This is a genomic window from Pseudomonas sp. NY15437 (genome assembly GCF_048068435.1).
Taxonomy (GTDB): domain Bacteria; phylum Pseudomonadota; class Gammaproteobacteria; order Pseudomonadales; family Pseudomonadaceae; genus Pseudomonas; species Pseudomonas nitroreducens_B.
Genome location: NZ_JBLUQC010000022.1, coordinates 48,075 through 64,351, shown reverse-complemented (window position 1 = coordinate 64,351; position 16,277 = coordinate 48,075). Strand labels below are relative to the sequence as shown.

Sequence of the window (16,277 nt, the reverse complement as noted above, 5' to 3'; positions counted from 1 at the left end):
TTAGCGAAAAATATTTGAAAAAAGTTTTCGCCCCCCGTTAAAACGCGAACGCCCCGCAGACCGATCAAGGCCTGCGGGGCGTTTTCACCACCGGGCGAATCAGAGGTCCTTGACGGTCCGTACCTGATCCTTGTTCACGCGGGCGGTTTTGCCATCCAGCTGTTCGAACTCATAGAAGCCGGATTCTTCGTCGTACTTGGGTTTGTCGACGGATTGAATCTCGCGACCATCGTTCAGGGTGATGACGGACGGAGTGGAGCAACCAGCGAGCACGCCAAAGCCCAGGGCGAGCAGGAAGGCGGGAAGCATCCGTTTATTCATGGGTGAATCTCCTGATGAGCGAACAAAAAAGTACGAAAAGTCTGACCGAGGGCGTTGCCGCATAGTTCCCGGAAAATTTTCGAATGCGTCGCTATCAGGCGCGATAGAGCAGCTCTGGCGTATTCAGATTGGCCAGGCGTGGGTCGTCGGCCGGGCAATCCACCGCCTGCAGGCCCAGGTTGGCGAACACGTGGCGCGGGCTGCGGTCGCCCTGGCGCCAGGCCTGCTCTACCGGTGCGCGCATCGCCACGGGGATGACGCTGAACAGCGGCTCCCATTGCGCTCCGGAACGGAGCATGTGCACCACCTCGGGCGCGGCGGCGGAGGCGTGCAGCAGGCGTTCCAGCAGCTCGGCATCCACCAGCGGTGCATCGCAGGGCAGCACCAGCAGGTGGGCATGGCGAGCGGCCGCAAGGCCTGCGCGGATCCCGGCCAGCGGGCCGGGGAAGTGCGCGCTGTCATCCTGCACCAGGCGGTCGGCGAAGCCGGCATAGACCTCCGCGTTGCGGTTGCAGGAGATGATCAGGTCGTCGCTGAAGGGGCGGGCGAGGGCGGCGGCATAACTCACCAGCGGGCGGCCGCGCCATTGCAGCAGCCCCTTGTCCTGGCCGCCCATGCGCTGGCCACGTCCTCCGGCGAGAATCAGGACGGAGCAGGGCGGCAGCGAGGCGTGTGGCATGGCAGGGTCTCCGGGGCGGGCCTGTGATATAACACCGCGCATTCCAACCTCACAAGCAAGGGCCCTCATCATGAGCCACAAGGCCGAGCAGCCATTCGTCCCGCTGAACATCGCCGTCCTCACCGTCAGCGATACCCGCACCCTGGAAACCGACACCTCCGGCCAGCTGTTCGTCGACCGCCTGAAGGCCGCCGGCCACAACCTGGCTGCCCGCGTCCTGCTCAAGGATGACCTCTACCGCATCCGCGCCCAGGTCGCGACCTGGATTGCCGAGGACGAGGTGCAGGTCGTGCTGATCACCGGCGGCACCGGCTTCACCGGCCGCGACAGCACCCCGGAGGCCGTCACCTGCCTGCTGGACAAGGTGGTGGATGGCTTCGGCGAGCTGTTCCGGCAGATTTCCGTGGCCGATATCGGCACCTCCACCGTGCAGTCCCGCGCGCTGGCGGGCCTCGCCAATGGCACTCTGGTCTGCTGCCTGCCGGGCTCCACCAACGCCTGCCGCACTGCCTGGGACGGCATCCTCGGCGAGCAGCTGAACGCCAACCACCGCCCGTGCAATTTCGTGCCGCACCTGAAAAAGGCGGCGCCCTGCGAGAGCCGCGGATGAGCAGCTGCGACAAGCCGGGGCTGCTGCCGGTCGAGGACGCCCTCGCGCGCCTGCTGACCCTGGCGGAACAGTCGCCGATCTTGGAGAGCGAAACCCTGCCGCTTGCCGATGCGGATGGCCGCGTCTTGGCCGAACCGCTAGTGGCCGGGCTGGACCTGCCACCCTGGCCGAACAGCGCCATGGACGGCTACGCGCTGCGCCAGGCCGACTGGCGCGGCGAGGCGTTGCCGGTCAGCCAGAAGATCTTCGCCGGCCAGGCGGGCGAGCCGCTGCAGCCGGGCACCTGCGTGCGCATCTTCACCGGCGCGCCGGTACCCGAGGGCGCCGATTGCGTGGAGATGCAGGAAAATGTCGAGGTGCTGGGGGACGGCCGCGTGCGCTTCCTCGAAGCGCTCAAGGTCGGCCAGCACATCCGCCCGCAAGGCCAGGAAACCCGCCAGGGTGACTGCGTGCTGCCGGCCGGTACTCGCCTGGGGCCGATCGAGATCGGTCTGGCCGCCTCGCTGGGGCATGCCGAACTGAGCGTGCGCCGCCGTCCGCGCGTGGCGCTGCTGTCCACCGGCGATGAACTGGTCGCACCGGGCCTGCCGCTGGCGCTCGGGCAGATCTACAACAGCAACCGCCATCTGCTGCGTACCTGGCTGCAGCGCTTCGGTTGCGAGGTGGTGGACGCCGGCATCCTCCCGGATGACCTCGAGCGCACCCGCGTTGCCCTGGCCGGTGTGTCGAACGTAGACCTCATCCTTTCTACTGGTGGCGTGTCCGTCGGCGAGGCGGACTTTCTCGGCGCGGCCCTGCGCGAATCGGGCGAACTGGCGTTGTGGAAACTGGCGATCAAACCGGGCAAGCCGCTGACGGTCGGGCACTACCAGCAGGTGCCGGTGATCGGCTTGCCGGGTAATCCGGCCTCCACCCTGGTGACCTTCGCCCTGCTGGCGCGGCCCTACCTGATGCGCCGCCTCGGCATGCAGAAGGTCGAGCCCCTGCGAGTGCAGGTGCCGGCCGGGTTCCACTGGACCAAGCCGGGCAACCGCCGCGAGTACCTGCGCGCGCGCCTGGAGAATGGCCGCGTGGTGCCCTATGCCAACCAGAGTTCCGGTGTGCTGCGCAGCGCCGCCTGGGCCGAAGGGCTGGCCGAGGTGCGCGAAGGGACGACGCTGGTCGAGGGGGATTGGCTGAGCTTCATTCCGTTCAGCGAACTCCTCGACTAAAGCCGCTTTACGCAGGAGCGGGGGACGCCCAATCCCTGTTCGCGAACATCCCGTGCTCACTGCTGCGGTGTGGGGCGGTTCGCGAGCAAGCTCGCTCCTCCAGAGAGGGCACGGCGTTCGCGGATTGGTAGGAGCAACTGTCTTCCTTCTGGCAAGTTTGTACCGACGTTTCCCCCTCACCCCAGCCCTCTCCCGGAGGGAGAGGGAGCAGGTTGTGCCGGCTGACGCTGTAATTTCATCCTGCACCGAGCGGTCCCCTCTCCCTCGGGGAGAGGGTTAGGGTGAGGGCAGGCCCGAGCGCTGGGATATCACTGTAGGAGCGGATTCATCCGCGATCCGGCCGACAGGCCGGCCTCGGACGGAATCCGCCCCTGCATAGGACCAACGCGCGTGCCGCTCCATGAAAAACGCCGGTCTCAGACCGGTGTTTTGTTTTTGTAAGTTTTTGATTTTTAAAGTTGTTTATTTAAATTTATGATTTTACCCATACTTTGACCCACACCTTGGCGTGTGCAACGATTAACGATTCTTGCCCTCAAATTCATGTCGGCGTACGAGGCTGCCGTGAGCGGCTGGTCAGTCGTTCGCTCTATCAAAAGTATCGCCGAGAAGCACATTCAAGACTGCAGTAATACTGCTCCCGCTCAAAGCCCTGAGCATCTCAGGCTGCCGCTTCTTGCTTTCCCGCTTCTGAGCATCCGTTAGTTCTTTGATCGAGAGTCCCGCGCCTTCCATCACCACGGTGCAGTCGGACAGTCGTGCGATGCAATCCTTCAGCATCTTCTGGGCAGACTCTAGCTCCTTAGTCTTCTGCGCGAGCGTCTCCTTAGCGACCTTCACCGCAGCTCTTTCCTGCTCAATGAGCTGATGCCCATCCACGATCAACGATTCCAATGCACCTGCGCTTGTGGTGCCGCTTTGCTTGGCTAAGCTGGCCAGCTTTCTCTTAGCCTGGATTGACAGCATGTGGCTGCTGGACTCTTTGCCCTCCAATTTCATTTTCTGCCGGGACTGATGTGTCTTCCATGCATTCTCCATGCGGACTAGCAGCAACCCCTCGGGCAATGACGCCAACTTCTCCCTCCAGGCATCCAGCTCCTTACGCCCCGCCCATCGTCCTAGCGAAATGCCTTTTCGTCTCAAATATTTTATTGACCAATCGGTCTTTTCCTGCTCGATAGTTCTAAATTTAGTCATTTTATATCCAAAATTCCTATTCGTGACTTCTAGTGATGGCTTTTGTGACATGTTACTGGCATGTAATTTACATGTCTCAGTTATATTTTTAGATAGTCTGTAAAAACGAGGATAAATATACTCATCCCCTTCATGATTGAGAGAGTTAATGGATGAACACGCGATGGCTCGTAGCTGTTCTCACCTGGAAACGGGCGGGCCTTTCCCCGGCTGCACGCTACGTGTTGGCGCGTTTTACTCAGCTGAACGATGTGTGTGGCTGGACCCTTCTTAGGGTCAAGGAGTTCGCTCAAACGATCGGCATCACGGATATCCAGTTGGGCAGAGGGCTCGATGAGTTAGTCGATGAAGGCGTACTGATTCGAAGGGGGATTGCTAAGGGATTAGGCCGACCTCCAACTGAATACCGCCTCGCTCCGGATATGGCGGAGCAGTTGGAGGTAGGTGAGGTTGAGTCGGAGTGGGCTACGTGTATTGACCACCTGTTGCGACACGAGGGTCATCCAGGTCTGCAGTTTGTAGGAAGGCGTAGGAAATCTTCCGCCGCAGAGGAAGGGGACCCACCTGCGCCCAAGCGTTTGAGTTTCGTGACCCGACTGCTATTTGCCGTGCTGCTGTGTCATGCAGATCGTTTCGGGATAGTGCAGGGGGCAGGTAGGTCAACTTTGGGGCAGCAGACAGGACTGAGTAAGGAGCGGCTAAGAAGTCGGACTCAGAAGCTGCTGAGTGAGGGCGTGTTGCGAGCCTTTACGCCTGGGGCAACGGGGAAGCATTTATTTCGGAGAACAGCGAGTTGCTATTTCCTTAACCTAAACCATCCTGACTTGTTGGCAGAAAAGACGCCTCTGCTGCTGTCGTTCCTGTACCGCCAGCCTTTCGATGGTCGGTCATCAGACATTGTGGATTACATCCTGAAGCCCGCAGACGGTGGCATGGAACAGCGAGACCTTGGCATCAGATCTTATCTTCGGTCGCGGCATGAGCATGATCTGGCGGACACATTGCGTGGCAAGCTTGACGGTTATGCCGCAGCCTTGCTCTCAGGGCATTGGGACGATTTTCGCTTAGGCAAGTTAGCGTTGCAGAAGGTACTGCAAGAAGAGCTATTGATACCTGAAGAGACTCCAGAGAGAGACCCGACCACGGATCAAGAGGCCCTGGCGGAATATCTCATCGAAGGGTCACGCTCGATTGCTGTTGCCATCAAGCATAACTGCAGACGGGCCTTGAAGAGCTTGGACCTCAAAAGCATGGATGTCGCTTTGCTGCCAGAGCGCAGGGCGAAGTATCCGGACAGCAGCCTCATCTTTTACTCAGTGCGAGTGCTCCTGCTGTTGCCCAAGAGCGGACGCGAAGACTTGACCGCCCCCGGTTTGGGCGGATGTGTGTTGGAGTGGCAGGGAGATAGATGGACAGAGACGTCTTACCCAGATCCAGCAGGGCTGTCTGTCGATCAACAGTACCTTTATGGGCTGCGTATGCCTTTGGGCGGCGTGCTGCAATTAGACTTCCCTCAAGCCACTGAGGAATACCAGAAGCTTCATCGCGACGACTAATCGTCGAGGCGACGCTGGTTCAGATGCCCATGAAGGCTGCGTTGTGGAAATCACCTAGCTTGCCGAGCCAGGGCTCAGTGAAAAAGAACAAACCCTGCCAATCCTCTGAACGAACAAGAGGAGCCCGTTCATGAGGATCATTCGCCTGAAAGAAGTCATCGATTCGACTGGCCTGGCACGGTCGACCATCTATAAGCACATAGGGGAAGGCACTTTCCCGAAACCCGTCTCGCTTGGGGATCGCTGCGTCGGCTGGGTCGAAAGCGAGGTGCACGATTGGATCCTGGCTAGGATCGAAGAGCGTGACTTGGCAGAGGGTGTAGCAGTGCGCTCCACAGGCCATTTGAGCATGGCCAGCTAGAGACGATCATTCACGCCATGACTGGCTAAGGCTGGTCATGGCATTTATGCCGCTTGGGAGGGGCTTATGTTCTCAGCTAACTCTCCCTGGATGATATTTGGCAATTCCCTCGACAAGCTTGGCAATGTTGCTCCCCATTGCCCTGCCTTGTCGGGATGGTCGGGAGTCGATTGGGCTGCTTCTAGTTATATAGCTAATAGCTAACCCCCCTCATCCCATGCCCTCATTACTCCACCCTCATCCCCACTAGCTAATCGTCACCAGTCAACCATTCCATTCCCATTGGAAGTCATCACAGATCAGACATGACTCTCATCGCCAGTCAGGGATAGATCATCAATCAAAAAATACACATCACGTACCTGGTATGAAACCAACAACCCGGTACTTGAGCATGAACCATCGCAAGACCTATACCCACCTCTCCCAATCAGACATCGCCCTCCAGATCGAATCACTCGTGCAAGCCCTAGAGCGACATGACAGTCCTGCCTTTCGATTCAGGCAATCCCGCAATGGATACGAGCGAATAGAAGACACCAGACTCTCCCGGTACTTCATCCACATCAAGCAGATGGTCGACCTGTTCGATGATCGCGTTGAGTACGACTACAGCGAGCACCTGCAAGCGTTTAGGGACGCTTGCCAGGGCATTGGGTTGGAGCGTCGCCCAGACGGCCCTGTCTGCCTGAATGAAGAGGGGACTGCCTACCTAGACCATCATCGCAGCATGAACGTGTTGGTTGCTCGGGTCCGACAACTGACTCGTGAGCGGCGGTATCTCCGTAGGAAGTACGACCTCCCTAACCAAGCCAGGAAACAGGAAGCCCGTGTGTGCCAGTACTTCGATGCCGTTAGTAAGCGCTACTCGCGAACCACCATCGTCAGAGTCGACTACCACTACTACCCCGAAGCGCAGGACAGGCTTCGTGTCGAACACGTGTTTGATGATCTGGATGATCTGATTGTCGAGCATGAGGACAACCCGATCTTTGACCATCTCATTGGCCACATCTACGTCGTCGAGCAGGGCGACCAAATTAATGGTGGGGGATACCACATCCATGCTGCCTACTTCTTTAACGGCAACGAGGTACGTGGGGATGTCTATAAGGCCATCCAACTCGGGGAGCTATGGGGGGCGATCACGCGAGGCAAGGGGTATATGCACAGCTGCAACCATGGCAAGGAGCGGTACGGCGATGAGTGTGGTATCGGCCTCATCCTGAGGAGCGACCGAGCGAGCCGACCTAATGTGCACAAGGCGTTGAAGTATCTCGTCAAGGACGCTCAGCACCTGCGTCTGAAGCCAGAAGGCGCTAGATGCTTGCGGATGGGGCAGCTCAGGCGTCCCTGTCGGGGATGAATATCCCTCATGTGACATTGCTGTGATTGGCGAAAACTCTAGTGCGCCAGCATCGATTGCAGAGGCCGGAGTTTCTCGAGTTCTAGCCATCATGACTTGGGTTGACAGAATCTAGTATTTGCACAAAAATTCGAGTTGACAGTCCCTAGGATTTGCACCCTTTTGGAGATGATTGATGCCCCAATCCCAGCATCCGAGTGAACTGGAGCTAAGTCTCGAACCTGAGTTCCTTGAAGTGGTCTGTAACAACGCCCTAGACGCTGCTTATCTCGCTCTAGACGCTGCATCTACTGACGACGATACCAACTGGACGAAGGGAACGTTGCCCTATGGTCGGGTACACGGGCGTTTCAAGCGCATGCACCGTGATCACGCGTTGCCTTGGTTCCAGTTGGCCAACCAGACGATGGACTACACCATCAGCGTTAACGGGGTGCTATTGCAGGTGGTGATGGACGACCCGGATGTGCGCAAGAAGTCACATCGTCTCGCAGCCAGTCGCGTTGAACTGTATCAGTCCAGCTTGTTGGGCCCTGCTTGTGACCAGAACCTGACTTGGCGCCTCTATATCGACAGCGATGGGAACCCCGACGGGCCGACGCTCACGGCGACCATTTTGGGGTTTGATACCAACCGGAATGTGGTATGCCATTGGATTCACAACTACGTGCCTCTCGTGTCTGTTCGTACGACTGCGTACCCACAGGAAGTCGAGATCGAGGATCAAATGCCGACTCGCCGGAAGAAGGATGCTGGCCAGGGCGAGTCTCGAGATGTTGATGCGTCAGATGAATGACAGAACAGGTTTTTTGCAGCTAGGCGATGAGTTTTCGCCTGACAAGCTCAGGCTTGCCCGTTGCGCCGCTGGGAAGTCCCTGGCGGACATCGGCGAGCTGCTGAGTGTGACGCGCCAGTACGCCCACAAGCTTGAGGTGAACGCGATCCCATCGCCTACTCAGCTCAAGCAGCTTTCCGAAGTTCTGAAAGTGGACGAGAGTTTTTTCTTTTCGCCTCGTCGAAGCTCTGTTGAATTGGAGCAGTGCCACTTCCGTAGTCTCCGGGCCTCAACTCAGACGCTTAAAAAGACAATTGCAGCTCAGGTCGAGATGTTTGAGTTACTGGTCGACGAGCTGGTTAAGGAGGTCGACTTCCCGGTGGTTGGCTTCAACACTTTCGATGAATCAATCGATAGCTTGAGCAAGATTGAGCAGGCTGCCGAAAGGTTTCGACGCGAGCAGGGGCTTGGGCTTGGTCCCATTTCGAGCGTGACAAAGCTGGCTGAAAAGGTCGGCGTATTGGTGGTCGAGTTGACCGAAGCGGACGAACGGGTCGACGCCTTTTCGCTGTTTAACAAGCGCCCCTTAATCGTTCGTAGCACGGCTAAGGCAAGCCCTGGTCGTCAGCGGTTTGACCTAGCACATGAGCTTGGACATCTAATCATGCATCAGGGAATAGAGACCGGCTGCCGGCTGACGGAAGATCAGGCCAATCAGTTTGCCAGTGCATTACTGATGCCTCGAGCAAGCTTTGCTGCTGAGTTCCCTCCCATGCGTGGTCGTTACCTAAATTGGCCAGCACTCAAGGAGATGAAGCTCCGGTGGAAGGTGAGCTTTAAGGCGTTGATCTACCGCGCGCAGACCTTGGATTTACTCACGGCTGAGCAAGCAAAGTCGGGTTTTACGTACCTCAATCGAAAAGGTTTCACCAAGAGCGAAGAGTTCGATGAACTGATTCCCATGGAATCTCCAGCACTTGTCCAAAGGGCCATTAATCTTCTGGATTACGCCACCTGGAGGCGGGTGCTGAAGGACTCCGGTCTCACTTCAAAAATGGTGACAGAACAATTCTTGCTTGATGTGCCGGTCTCCCCCCTTCGCCTGGTAGCAAGCGAAGTCAAATAGGAGTGCGGAAGCTGTGACCACTCCCCAAGTGGTGGCGCCTCCCAAGCTTCCCGTCAAGCGATGCGACTTAAACAGATGCGGTGCAATTGGGTTTTCTCATTGCATGGGGCGAAGAAGTTGCTACTCGACCGCATCTATCTGAGCGATTAGCTGCTTATCTTGGTGTCTCAGAGTCCACCTGCTCAGTAGAGGTACTTGGACACCAGTGAGAATGACAGCTGTCTCGCTGAGCATGCAGGGCGTTTAGTGGCCCTGTAGAGCGAGGCTTGATAGCTGTCAGCTTTCTCCACTCCATTTGGACATTTCTTCATGGACGATTTTCTGCAATGCGTGGCTCTATTGCGAGCGAAGCACCACCGTCCGGCAGGCTTCAACCTGTTCTCTGTGCTGCGCAGCTCCAGTGATGAAGTGCGGCTGCACTCCCGCTTCTTGGCATTCCTACTAGATCCCAAGGCTGCCCACAACCAAGGTGCTGCACTGCTGAAGCTCCTTCTGGCGCGTCTCGGTATTGAGCAGTTTGATGTAGAGAGCGCCACTGTACTTACTGAGCACCAGAACATCGACATTCTCGTTCGCAACTCCTCCGGTCAGGCTGTGATCATCGAGAACAAGATCTACGCCAGCGATCAGGACGAGCAACTGTGGCGCTATCACCAACGCATGCAAGCTGAAGGTTGTGGGCAGATTTGGACGTCGTACCTCACCCTAGACGGCGCTGAGCCCAGCGAGCAGAGCCGCAAGTCCCTCCCTGTGATCCTCGTCAGCTATGAAGCTGAGATCATCGCCTGGTTGCAGGACTGCATTTCCGTGGTAGCCCGTGAGCCGGGTGTGCGCGAGAGCGTTTTTCAGTACATCGAGCTGCTACAAAAGCTGACGTCCAGTGGTCAAGGTGAGGTCTACATGAGCAAGTTGAAAGAACAGATCCTGCAAGGCGAGAATCTCTTCCTAATTGCAGATATCAACCACGCATTCAAGGCTGTACTGACTGACCTGCAGATCGATCTCTGGGCGCGTATGAAAGCCTACCAAGCACGTCAGTATCCGCAGATGGGCACCCCCGAGACCACAGCCACTAAGGATGCGGTTTCTGCCTATTACAACAAGGCCAAGAACAGCAAGCTCATCGGTATCCACTTCCCCTTCCACTTCATGGAGGGTGGGGTATACATCGAGGTTAACCACCGCCTTTACTGTGGCTACTACTGCGACGGCGAGGAGTTCCCCGAGGGGCGTGATCGCCTGATGGTGCTCAGCCGAAAGGTCGCTCCCACCACTCGAAATGCGGAAGATCTCCACTGGCAGTTTCCGAAAATCAACGTGAATTGCTACACCCCTTCCAATGAGGACTTGGCACTGCTCCGAGATCCGGAAGTGCGGGAGTCGATCGCAATCAATTTGGTCGATGACGCCAACACACTGTGGGAGCTGGCTCGCAAGCACTTCGAAACATTGGCTAGATAGGCATTCGGGACATAAACGAGAAGCCCCGCTGGGAGGCAGGGCTTCAAGACATCCGTCGCAGGGGATTTCAACGGTCGCGCCGATCCTTCGGCAGCAGATTCACTCTAGGCAGGATCCGTAGGGTGTTCCAGTCAGCATGTCGCGCTAGAGGCTCGTACTGGAGTCAATCACCCAGCCTGCCACAACCTCCTAACCAAACTCAGCAACCCATGCTCGGTAGATCAGGCTCTTACCTGCCCGCACTCGAATGCGGACTCCCGTCAGTGGATGGCGGTACGGAGGATCAGGTCCGCTGAAAACAGAGCGCGATGGTTCGTGATGTAACATCTTCAGTAGCTGCAACCGACTAATGCCATATTCCCGCATGAGGGCATTAATGGCGGACAGCAGCGCTCGATCTTCTTCCGAGAGACTAGACATCTGCGGTTCTCTCTGGCGATCTAATGGACAATGCCACACCGGTGCGCTGGGCATGCTGCCAGCTGTCGGTAGAAAATGACCCCGTCAGCACCTGGCATGAAATCGGCAGCAAGGAGCTATGCCATGACTAACCTTTCCAGCGCTCGTCCACTCCACCTGGATCAAATGGCGGCCGGCAAGCTGATTGATTGCTTCGTAGAGTGCGTCGAGGGCTCCAGCAGGCCGGCGTTCACTCGCACGCTTGATCGCACTGGCCAGAGGGACACCTCTGCGACACATATCGGACTGTTTCTTGCCTATCTGGAGCGGATGTATAACCACGCCATGTCCGAGGATGTCGAGTCCAGCAGTGAAAAGCTGCGGACCTTCCGAGAGGCCTTCAGAGGTATCGGAATCGAGTCCGGCCTGGGGGAAACTGTCTTTCTGGATGAAAGCGAAGGTCGTTACCTGACCCCTGAGGAAATGATGAACCTGCTGGTGAAGCGAATTCGTCTCAACAGCCAGGCATTACTGCCCGTATACCGCTGATAAGGACATAAGCAAGGCTTCCCTGGAGAGAGACTCCTGGGAAGCCTGTTGTGGTTGTCGTCTGTATTTTTCGGTCTGCCCCAGTCGCCAGTATGACCAATGCAGGGATGCCTCCTGCTGTCGATCAACCAAATGAGTTTGTGGGGGCAACGGCTCATTGATCGTGGCTGTCGAGTCTCTGCAGTCCCGTAGAAAAAAACCAATCCAGCACCTGGTATGAAACCAACAACCAGGTGCCACGCCATGACCACTGAATCCCTTTCCCAGTCCGCAATATCCATCGAGATCAAGAGGCTCGTAAACGCCTTTCAGTATTCGCATACTCAGTCGTTTCAGATGGCGACCGACACCACTGGTGAGTCGGTCGCAGTGACGACCTCGCTGACCCATGACATTTGGAACCTGCGGCGGATGTACGAGTTTGTCGTCGCTGCTGTGGATGGCTATGAGCTGAGCAGGCACCTTTCGGTCTTTCTGGAGGGATGTCAGAGCATCGGCATTGAGTTCAGCCCCTTGGTAGGCATGACCTGCCTCGATGAGAGCGAGAGCAGGTATCTGAGTCCCGAGGAAACCTTGGAGCTGCTGGTGCAGCGTATTCATGAGCTCACTCTCAGCCCTTCGTTTCAGCGTCTTCAGAATGACTGGAAGTACCACACCAAGCGGAGCGGGCGTAATGCGGTCAGCTATCTGCATCGATTGTTGGATCGCCACGGTCGGCTAGTGATCGTGCGAGCCCTGCTCACCTATTTGCCAGAGGCTGCTGAAGCGTTGCGTGTAGAGCAGGTTTTTGCAGACCTGGAGCAACTGATGCGTGAAAGAAAACGTCGCTCGATCAGTCGCTACGAGGTAGGCCACCTTTGCTCCGTGGAGCAAGACGGTACCGGCTTTTTCATCCCTGTAACGTTCTTCTTTGACGCGACCTACGTCAAAAGTGACTGGAACAAGGCCCATAGCCTCGGGGAGCTCTGGCGAGAGGTTACCGAGGGCAGGGGAGGTTACTGCTGCTGGAACCATGACAAGACGGTCAGCGCCGCGGATATGGGCATCGGTACACTGGATCGGAATGATGAGGTCGCGAAGGAAATTGCTGCCGACGTCCTAGAGCATCTCGCTCAAGCGAGTGGGCGACTGCAGATCAAACCATTGAGGGCTAAGCGAGTCCGCATTGGGTCGACGTGATAACCATTGAGCAGAGGAGAACGAAATGTCTGACTTTTACATCGACGATGATCGCGAAGGTACGCTGGACTTTGATCATGAAGCGGCAGCCAAGGCAGGCTATTTTGGCATTCCCATCGAGGACCTTGATGATGTTGCCTACAGGGAAATTGAGAAGGTGAGAAAGGGGCTGTAGGAGGGGCTGTACGGTCTTGCTCAACAGAATGCAGTTCACTGAGCTCTCGTTTCTCGACTGTGGATTCAATCGGCTCACACCAGATGCTGCGCGTTGCGTGAGCCGGAGATGGTCCTGATCGTCTCGCGCTGAGACGCGCTATTCGGACAGCGTGAACATCAGCGCCGCTGTCCCGCAAGGAAAAGTTGCTCCAAGCCTTGAAGGGTGCTGTCTACGAAGCGTTCGTTGGTGGTACCGGCAGGGAAGTGCAGCACATTGTGAATCACCAGCGAGGCCAAGCCGTGGATGTATGACCAACTGGAGAGCGATGCCCGCCGCACTTCGGCGCTGTCGACCTTGCTATCAAGCAGCTCGGCGATAATGCGGCGGAGTTCGCCAAAGGCTTCTTCACGCGCGTTTTTCAGCTCGATTGTCATGTTCCCATCCGCGAATTCCGGGCCAAACATCAGCTGATATAGGGCTGGATTACTTCGAGCGAAAGCAAAGTAGGCGAGGCTGGCGTTGCGCAACCTCTGCGTGCCAGCACTGTTCGCATCCTTGATGATCAGAACGCGAGCCAGTTCCCTGAATCCCTGTGCAGCCAGGTGGCCGATTAGCTCCGCCCGATTGGCATAGTGGTGATAGGCCGCTGTGGCGCTAACCCCCACTCGCTCCGAGACCGCTCGGAGCGAAAGCTTCGTCGGCCCCACTTCCTCAAGCATTTCCCGTGCGGCAGCCAGTAGCTGTGGGGCCAGGTTGCCCACGTGGTAGGTGTCACGAGTGCGGGGGGCGGTCTTGGACATCGGCGAGGACGCATGGTGATCTGAAGGTGGACTGGATCTTAACATGGGAAAATATCTTGACAGTGTAAAGATTGAATCTTAACTTGCGCTCCATAACAAAGCCGCTGGGGGCCTCCCCCTTGGCAACAGCCCGGAAGCCGGTGTGTGCAGGAGCCCTCCCACGCATTGCACAACCAGGAGCAGAAAATGACCGCGAACACGCCTGAGCTCGAACTGCCACTCGATCCTCTCCGCCAGAGGATCCATAGCGCCTTTGAGTCCCAACGAGTCTTCGCTCCGTCCTTGCGCGCGAGCACCGCCAGCGAGCGCATCACCAAGATTCGTCGACTTAAGACGACATTCCTGGCTTCCCTGAATGAGTTGAGAGCTGCTGCACAGGCGGATTTCGGCAAGCCTTCTGCCGAAGTGGATTTCTGGGAAGCCACCGCCGTGGTGGCGGAAGCGAACCATGTGATTCGCAACTTGGCGCGCTGGATGAGGCCGCGCAGAGTTGCCTCGACACTGGCACTGATGGGGACCTCCAGCCAGGTTCGTTGCGAGCCACGGGGTGTTTGCTTGATCGTGGCGCCGTGGAACTATCCGTTCAACCTCAGCTTCGTTCCGCTGATTGACGCAATCGCTGCTGGCAACACAGTAATCCTCAAGCCGTCGGAATTGGCTCCGCACATGTCGGCAGTCATCGCGAAGATTGTTCGAGAAACATTCGATGAGCATGAGGTGGCAGTTTTCGAGGGAGATGCGGAAACAGCAGCGGCGTTGTTGGAACTGCCCTTCGATCATGTTTTTTTCACCGGCAGCCCTAGATTGGGCAGCGTGGTGATGGCCGCCGCCGCCCGGCATCTATCGAGCGTCACCCTGGAGTTGGGTGGCAAGTCACCGGCAATCGTCGATGAGAGCGCCGACTTGGACCAGGCGGTGAGTCGGTTGCTGTGGGGCAAGTTCAGTAACGCTGGCCAGACCTGCTTTGCTCCGGATTACGTGCTAGTGCACGAGAACGTGCAGGAGGCATTCCTGGCTCGCTTCAAGGCTGCGATCGAGCGCACTTATGGCAGCGATGCGGAGACGCGCATGGCAAGCAGTGACTTTGCCAGGATCGTCAATGACCGACACTTCCTGCGCCTGCGCGCACTGCTGGATGATGCCAAACAGCGTGGGGCTACGGTGATCGTAGGAGGGGAGGTGAGCAGTGCTAACCGCTACATCGGGCCGACCGTGATCGCTGGTCTTCCGTCCGATGCGGCGGTGATGCAGGAGGAGATCTTCGGTCCCTTGTTGCCCGTACAGAGCTTCCAGCACCTGGATCAGGCGATTGCCGAGATCAACCGGCGCGATAAGCCGCTGGCGTTATACCTGTTCAGCAAGCAACGGAAGCGCATCGGACAAGTGCTGACGCAGACCTCTGCCGGTGGAACCTGCATCAATGGCACGGGCCTGCAGGCGATGAACCCTAATCTGCCTTTTGGCGGCGTGAACTCCAGCGGTATCGGGGCCTACCACGGCATTCACGGCTTTAGGGCGTTTTCCCATGAGCGCTCGGTGATCCGCGTTCGGTTCACCAGTCTCGATATGTTCCACCCTCCGTACACGAACCTGGTGAAACGCATGATCGCTTTCTCCATGAAGTGGTTCGTCTGATCCTCCTTGCCTAACGCGAGAACCGACCATGGCTGCACCCTACGAATGTTTCGAGATTTCCGTCGAGGACGGAATCGCCCACCTGCAACTGAATCGTCCGGACAAAGCCAATAGTCTGACTTTGGCCTTCTGGAGCGAACTACCCGAGGCAATCGACAGCCTCAACCGATCCGGCAAGGTGCGGGCGCTGGTGGTGTCCGCCCAAGGCAAGGTGTTCTGTGGTGGTCTGGACTTGCAGATATTTGCTACGTCAAAGGAGTTTCATGCCACCAGCCCGGTGGAGCGTGAAGCCATGCAGGCCGGTCTGGAGAAGATGCAGGATGCCCTGAACGCCCTGGAACGGGCCCGCTTCCCGGTCATTGCCGCCGTACAAGGAACCTGTGTTGGCGCGGGGTTCGACCTGATTGCAGCTTGTGATCTGTGCTTTGCCTCGGAGGCCGCCAAGTTCCGCATCGAGGAAACCAACGTGGGCATGATGGCTGACCTCGGGGTGCTGCAGCGTTTGCAACACCTGGTGCCCGCCGGCGTGGCTCGCTACCTGGCACTGACAGGTGAAACCCTGTCAGCGGCCGAAGCATTCCGCCTCGGCCTACTAGTGAATGTCTTCCCAACCAACGAGGCGCTGCTGGATGGCGTGTTTGCAGTCGCCAAGCGTATTGCCGAGCGTCCGCCAGTTGCTATCAGCGGTATCAAGAAGGCGATGCTCTACAGCCGCGACCATGGCGTCTATGAGTCGCTGCAGCATACGGTGTTGCTACAGAGCGCCATTCTCAGCGGCGAGGACATCCTGCGCTCAGTGCAGGCCAGGGCGGCGGGTACACCTGCACGCTTCGCCGATCTGGCAGCGCTAGGGAAAACCTTGTAAGCCATTTTTTGACTAAATCTTAGCAGTGAT

At 57.5% G+C, this 16,277-nt stretch carries 17 protein-coding genes; 13 read left to right on the top strand and 4 right to left on the bottom strand.

Translation table 11 applies throughout. The features are described 5' to 3' along the window. Positions 1–99: 99 nt before the first annotated feature. Together ACNFIA_RS30280 and mobA are read right to left on the bottom strand one after the other, a co-directional pair. A complete protein-coding gene (locus tag ACNFIA_RS30280) occupies positions 100–321 on the bottom strand; it encodes a YgdI/YgdR family lipoprotein (RefSeq protein ID WP_017519306.1) in 222 nt (73 codons plus the stop codon). A 94-nt stretch (positions 322–415) separates the two neighbouring features. Continuing rightward, on the bottom strand, positions 416–1,000 hold the full coding sequence (mobA, locus tag ACNFIA_RS30275) for a molybdenum cofactor guanylyltransferase MobA (protein WP_416790783.1): 585 nt from the start codon (positions 998–1,000) through the stop codon (positions 416–418). A gap of 70 nt (positions 1,001–1,070) precedes the next feature. On the opposite strand from mobA, the gene moaB reads away from it, so the two are divergent. Then, a complete protein-coding gene (moaB, locus tag ACNFIA_RS30270; protein WP_416790782.1) occupies positions 1,071–1,610 on the top strand; it encodes a molybdenum cofactor biosynthesis protein B in 540 nt (179 codons plus the stop codon). Then, complete coding sequence (gene glp, locus ACNFIA_RS30265) at positions 1,607–2,821, top strand: gephyrin-like molybdotransferase Glp (protein ID WP_416790781.1); 1,215 nt, start codon at positions 1,607–1,609, stop codon at positions 2,819–2,821. The genes moaB and glp overlap by 4 nt, the downstream gene beginning before the upstream one ends. Positions 2,822–3,397: 576 nt before the next feature. Here glp and ACNFIA_RS30260 read toward each other — a convergent pair. Next, complete coding sequence (locus ACNFIA_RS30260; RefSeq protein WP_416790780.1) at positions 3,398–4,018, bottom strand: hypothetical protein; 621 nt, start codon at positions 4,016–4,018, stop codon at positions 3,398–3,400. 152 nt (positions 4,019–4,170) lie between these two features. Here ACNFIA_RS30260 and ACNFIA_RS30255 point away from each other — a divergent pair, with 152 nt between their 5' ends. From ACNFIA_RS30255 to ACNFIA_RS30215, 9 genes are all read left to right on the top strand, one after another. Further along, on the top strand, positions 4,171–5,574 hold the full coding sequence (locus ACNFIA_RS30255) for a hypothetical protein (protein WP_416790779.1): 1,404 nt from the start codon (positions 4,171–4,173) through the stop codon (positions 5,572–5,574). 130 nt (positions 5,575–5,704) lie between these two features. Then, positions 5,705–5,935 carry a helix-turn-helix transcriptional regulator gene (locus ACNFIA_RS30250; RefSeq protein WP_416790778.1) on the top strand — a complete coding sequence of 77 codons (231 nt, stop codon included), beginning with the start codon at positions 5,705–5,707 and terminating at the stop codon, positions 5,933–5,935. A 394-nt stretch (positions 5,936–6,329) separates the two neighbouring features. Further along, positions 6,330–7,301, top strand: a complete 972-nt coding sequence (locus ACNFIA_RS30245) for a hypothetical protein (protein WP_416790777.1) — start codon at positions 6,330–6,332, stop codon at positions 7,299–7,301. A gap of 175 nt (positions 7,302–7,476) precedes the next feature. Beyond that, complete coding sequence (locus ACNFIA_RS30240; protein WP_416790776.1) at positions 7,477–8,097, top strand: hypothetical protein; 621 nt, start codon at positions 7,477–7,479, stop codon at positions 8,095–8,097. After that, positions 8,090–9,202 (top strand): ImmA/IrrE family metallo-endopeptidase, encoded by a 1,113-nt coding sequence (locus ACNFIA_RS30235; RefSeq protein WP_416790794.1) that lies wholly within the window; start codon positions 8,090–8,092, stop codon positions 9,200–9,202. The genes ACNFIA_RS30240 and ACNFIA_RS30235 overlap by 8 nt, the downstream gene beginning before the upstream one ends. 309 nt (positions 9,203–9,511) lie before the next feature. After that, a complete protein-coding gene (locus ACNFIA_RS30230) occupies positions 9,512–10,663 on the top strand; it encodes a PD-(D/E)XK nuclease family protein (RefSeq protein ID WP_416790775.1) in 1,152 nt (383 codons plus the stop codon). Between the two features lie 543 nt (positions 10,664–11,206). After that, positions 11,207–11,611, top strand: coding sequence for a hypothetical protein (locus ACNFIA_RS30225; RefSeq protein WP_416790774.1), 405 nt, complete (start codon positions 11,207–11,209; stop codon positions 11,609–11,611). A 243-nt stretch (positions 11,612–11,854) separates the two neighbouring features. Beyond that, positions 11,855–12,790 (top strand): hypothetical protein, encoded by a 936-nt coding sequence (locus ACNFIA_RS30220; RefSeq protein ID WP_416790773.1) that lies wholly within the window; start codon positions 11,855–11,857, stop codon positions 12,788–12,790. Positions 12,791–12,815: 25 nt separating this feature from the next. Continuing rightward, complete coding sequence (locus ACNFIA_RS30215; RefSeq protein WP_416790772.1) at positions 12,816–12,965, top strand: hypothetical protein; 150 nt, start codon at positions 12,816–12,818, stop codon at positions 12,963–12,965. A 158-nt stretch (positions 12,966–13,123) separates the two neighbouring features. Here the strand turns inward: ACNFIA_RS30215 and ACNFIA_RS30210 are convergent, their stop codons facing one another. Continuing rightward, entirely contained in the window at positions 13,124–13,747 is a 624-nt protein-coding gene (locus tag ACNFIA_RS30210) for a TetR/AcrR family transcriptional regulator (RefSeq protein ID WP_416790771.1), read from the bottom strand. Between the two features lie 186 nt (positions 13,748–13,933). On the opposite strand from ACNFIA_RS30210, the gene ACNFIA_RS30205 reads away from it, so the two are divergent. Then, positions 13,934–15,382, top strand: a complete 1,449-nt coding sequence (locus ACNFIA_RS30205; RefSeq protein WP_416790770.1) for an aldehyde dehydrogenase family protein — start codon at positions 13,934–13,936, stop codon at positions 15,380–15,382. Between the two features lie 28 nt (positions 15,383–15,410). Continuing rightward, the gene (locus ACNFIA_RS30200; protein ID WP_416790769.1) at positions 15,411–16,247 is read left to right on the top strand and encodes an enoyl-CoA hydratase-related protein; all 837 of its coding nucleotides are present in this window, start codon (positions 15,411–15,413) and stop codon (positions 16,245–16,247) included. Positions 16,248–16,277: the final 30 nt, after the last annotated feature.

What these genes read in the sequence shown, in the direction of transcription:
- ACNFIA_RS30225 (WP_416790774.1), top strand. Translation starts at nt 11,207, where the DNA reads ATGACTAACCTTTCCAGCGCTCGTCCACTCCACCTGGATCAAATGGCG.
- ACNFIA_RS30235 (WP_416790794.1), top strand. Translation starts at nt 8,090, where the DNA reads ATGAATGACAGAACAGGTTTTTTGCAGCTAGGCGATGAGTTTTCGCCT.
- ACNFIA_RS30280 (WP_017519306.1), bottom strand. Translation starts at nt 321, where the DNA reads ATGAATAAACGGATGCTTCCCGCCTTCCTGCTCGCCCTGGGCTTTGGC.
- mobA (WP_416790783.1), bottom strand. Translation starts at nt 1,000, where the DNA reads ATGCCACACGCCTCGCTGCCGCCCTGCTCCGTCCTGATTCTCGCCGGA.
- ACNFIA_RS30210 (WP_416790771.1), bottom strand. Translation starts at nt 13,747, where the DNA reads ATGTCCAAGACCGCCCCCCGCACTCGTGACACCTACCACGTGGGCAAC.
- ACNFIA_RS30255 (WP_416790779.1), top strand. Translation starts at nt 4,171, where the DNA reads ATGAACACGCGATGGCTCGTAGCTGTTCTCACCTGGAAACGGGCGGGC.
- ACNFIA_RS30215 (WP_416790772.1), top strand. Translation starts at nt 12,816, where the DNA reads ATGTCTGACTTTTACATCGACGATGATCGCGAAGGTACGCTGGACTTT.
- ACNFIA_RS30205 (WP_416790770.1), top strand. Translation starts at nt 13,934, where the DNA reads ATGACCGCGAACACGCCTGAGCTCGAACTGCCACTCGATCCTCTCCGC.
- ACNFIA_RS30260 (WP_416790780.1), bottom strand. Translation starts at nt 4,018, where the DNA reads ATGACTAAATTTAGAACTATCGAGCAGGAAAAGACCGATTGGTCAATA.
- ACNFIA_RS30220 (WP_416790773.1), top strand. Translation starts at nt 11,855, where the DNA reads ATGACCACTGAATCCCTTTCCCAGTCCGCAATATCCATCGAGATCAAG.
- ACNFIA_RS30230 (WP_416790775.1), top strand. Translation starts at nt 9,512, where the DNA reads ATGGACGATTTTCTGCAATGCGTGGCTCTATTGCGAGCGAAGCACCAC.
- glp (WP_416790781.1), top strand. Translation starts at nt 1,607, where the DNA reads ATGAGCAGCTGCGACAAGCCGGGGCTGCTGCCGGTCGAGGACGCCCTC.
- ACNFIA_RS30240 (WP_416790776.1), top strand. Translation starts at nt 7,477, where the DNA reads ATGCCCCAATCCCAGCATCCGAGTGAACTGGAGCTAAGTCTCGAACCT.
- moaB (WP_416790782.1), top strand. Translation starts at nt 1,071, where the DNA reads ATGAGCCACAAGGCCGAGCAGCCATTCGTCCCGCTGAACATCGCCGTC.
- ACNFIA_RS30200 (WP_416790769.1), top strand. Translation starts at nt 15,411, where the DNA reads ATGGCTGCACCCTACGAATGTTTCGAGATTTCCGTCGAGGACGGAATC.
- ACNFIA_RS30245 (WP_416790777.1), top strand. Translation starts at nt 6,330, where the DNA reads ATGAACCATCGCAAGACCTATACCCACCTCTCCCAATCAGACATCGCC.
- ACNFIA_RS30250 (WP_416790778.1), top strand. Translation starts at nt 5,705, where the DNA reads ATGAGGATCATTCGCCTGAAAGAAGTCATCGATTCGACTGGCCTGGCA.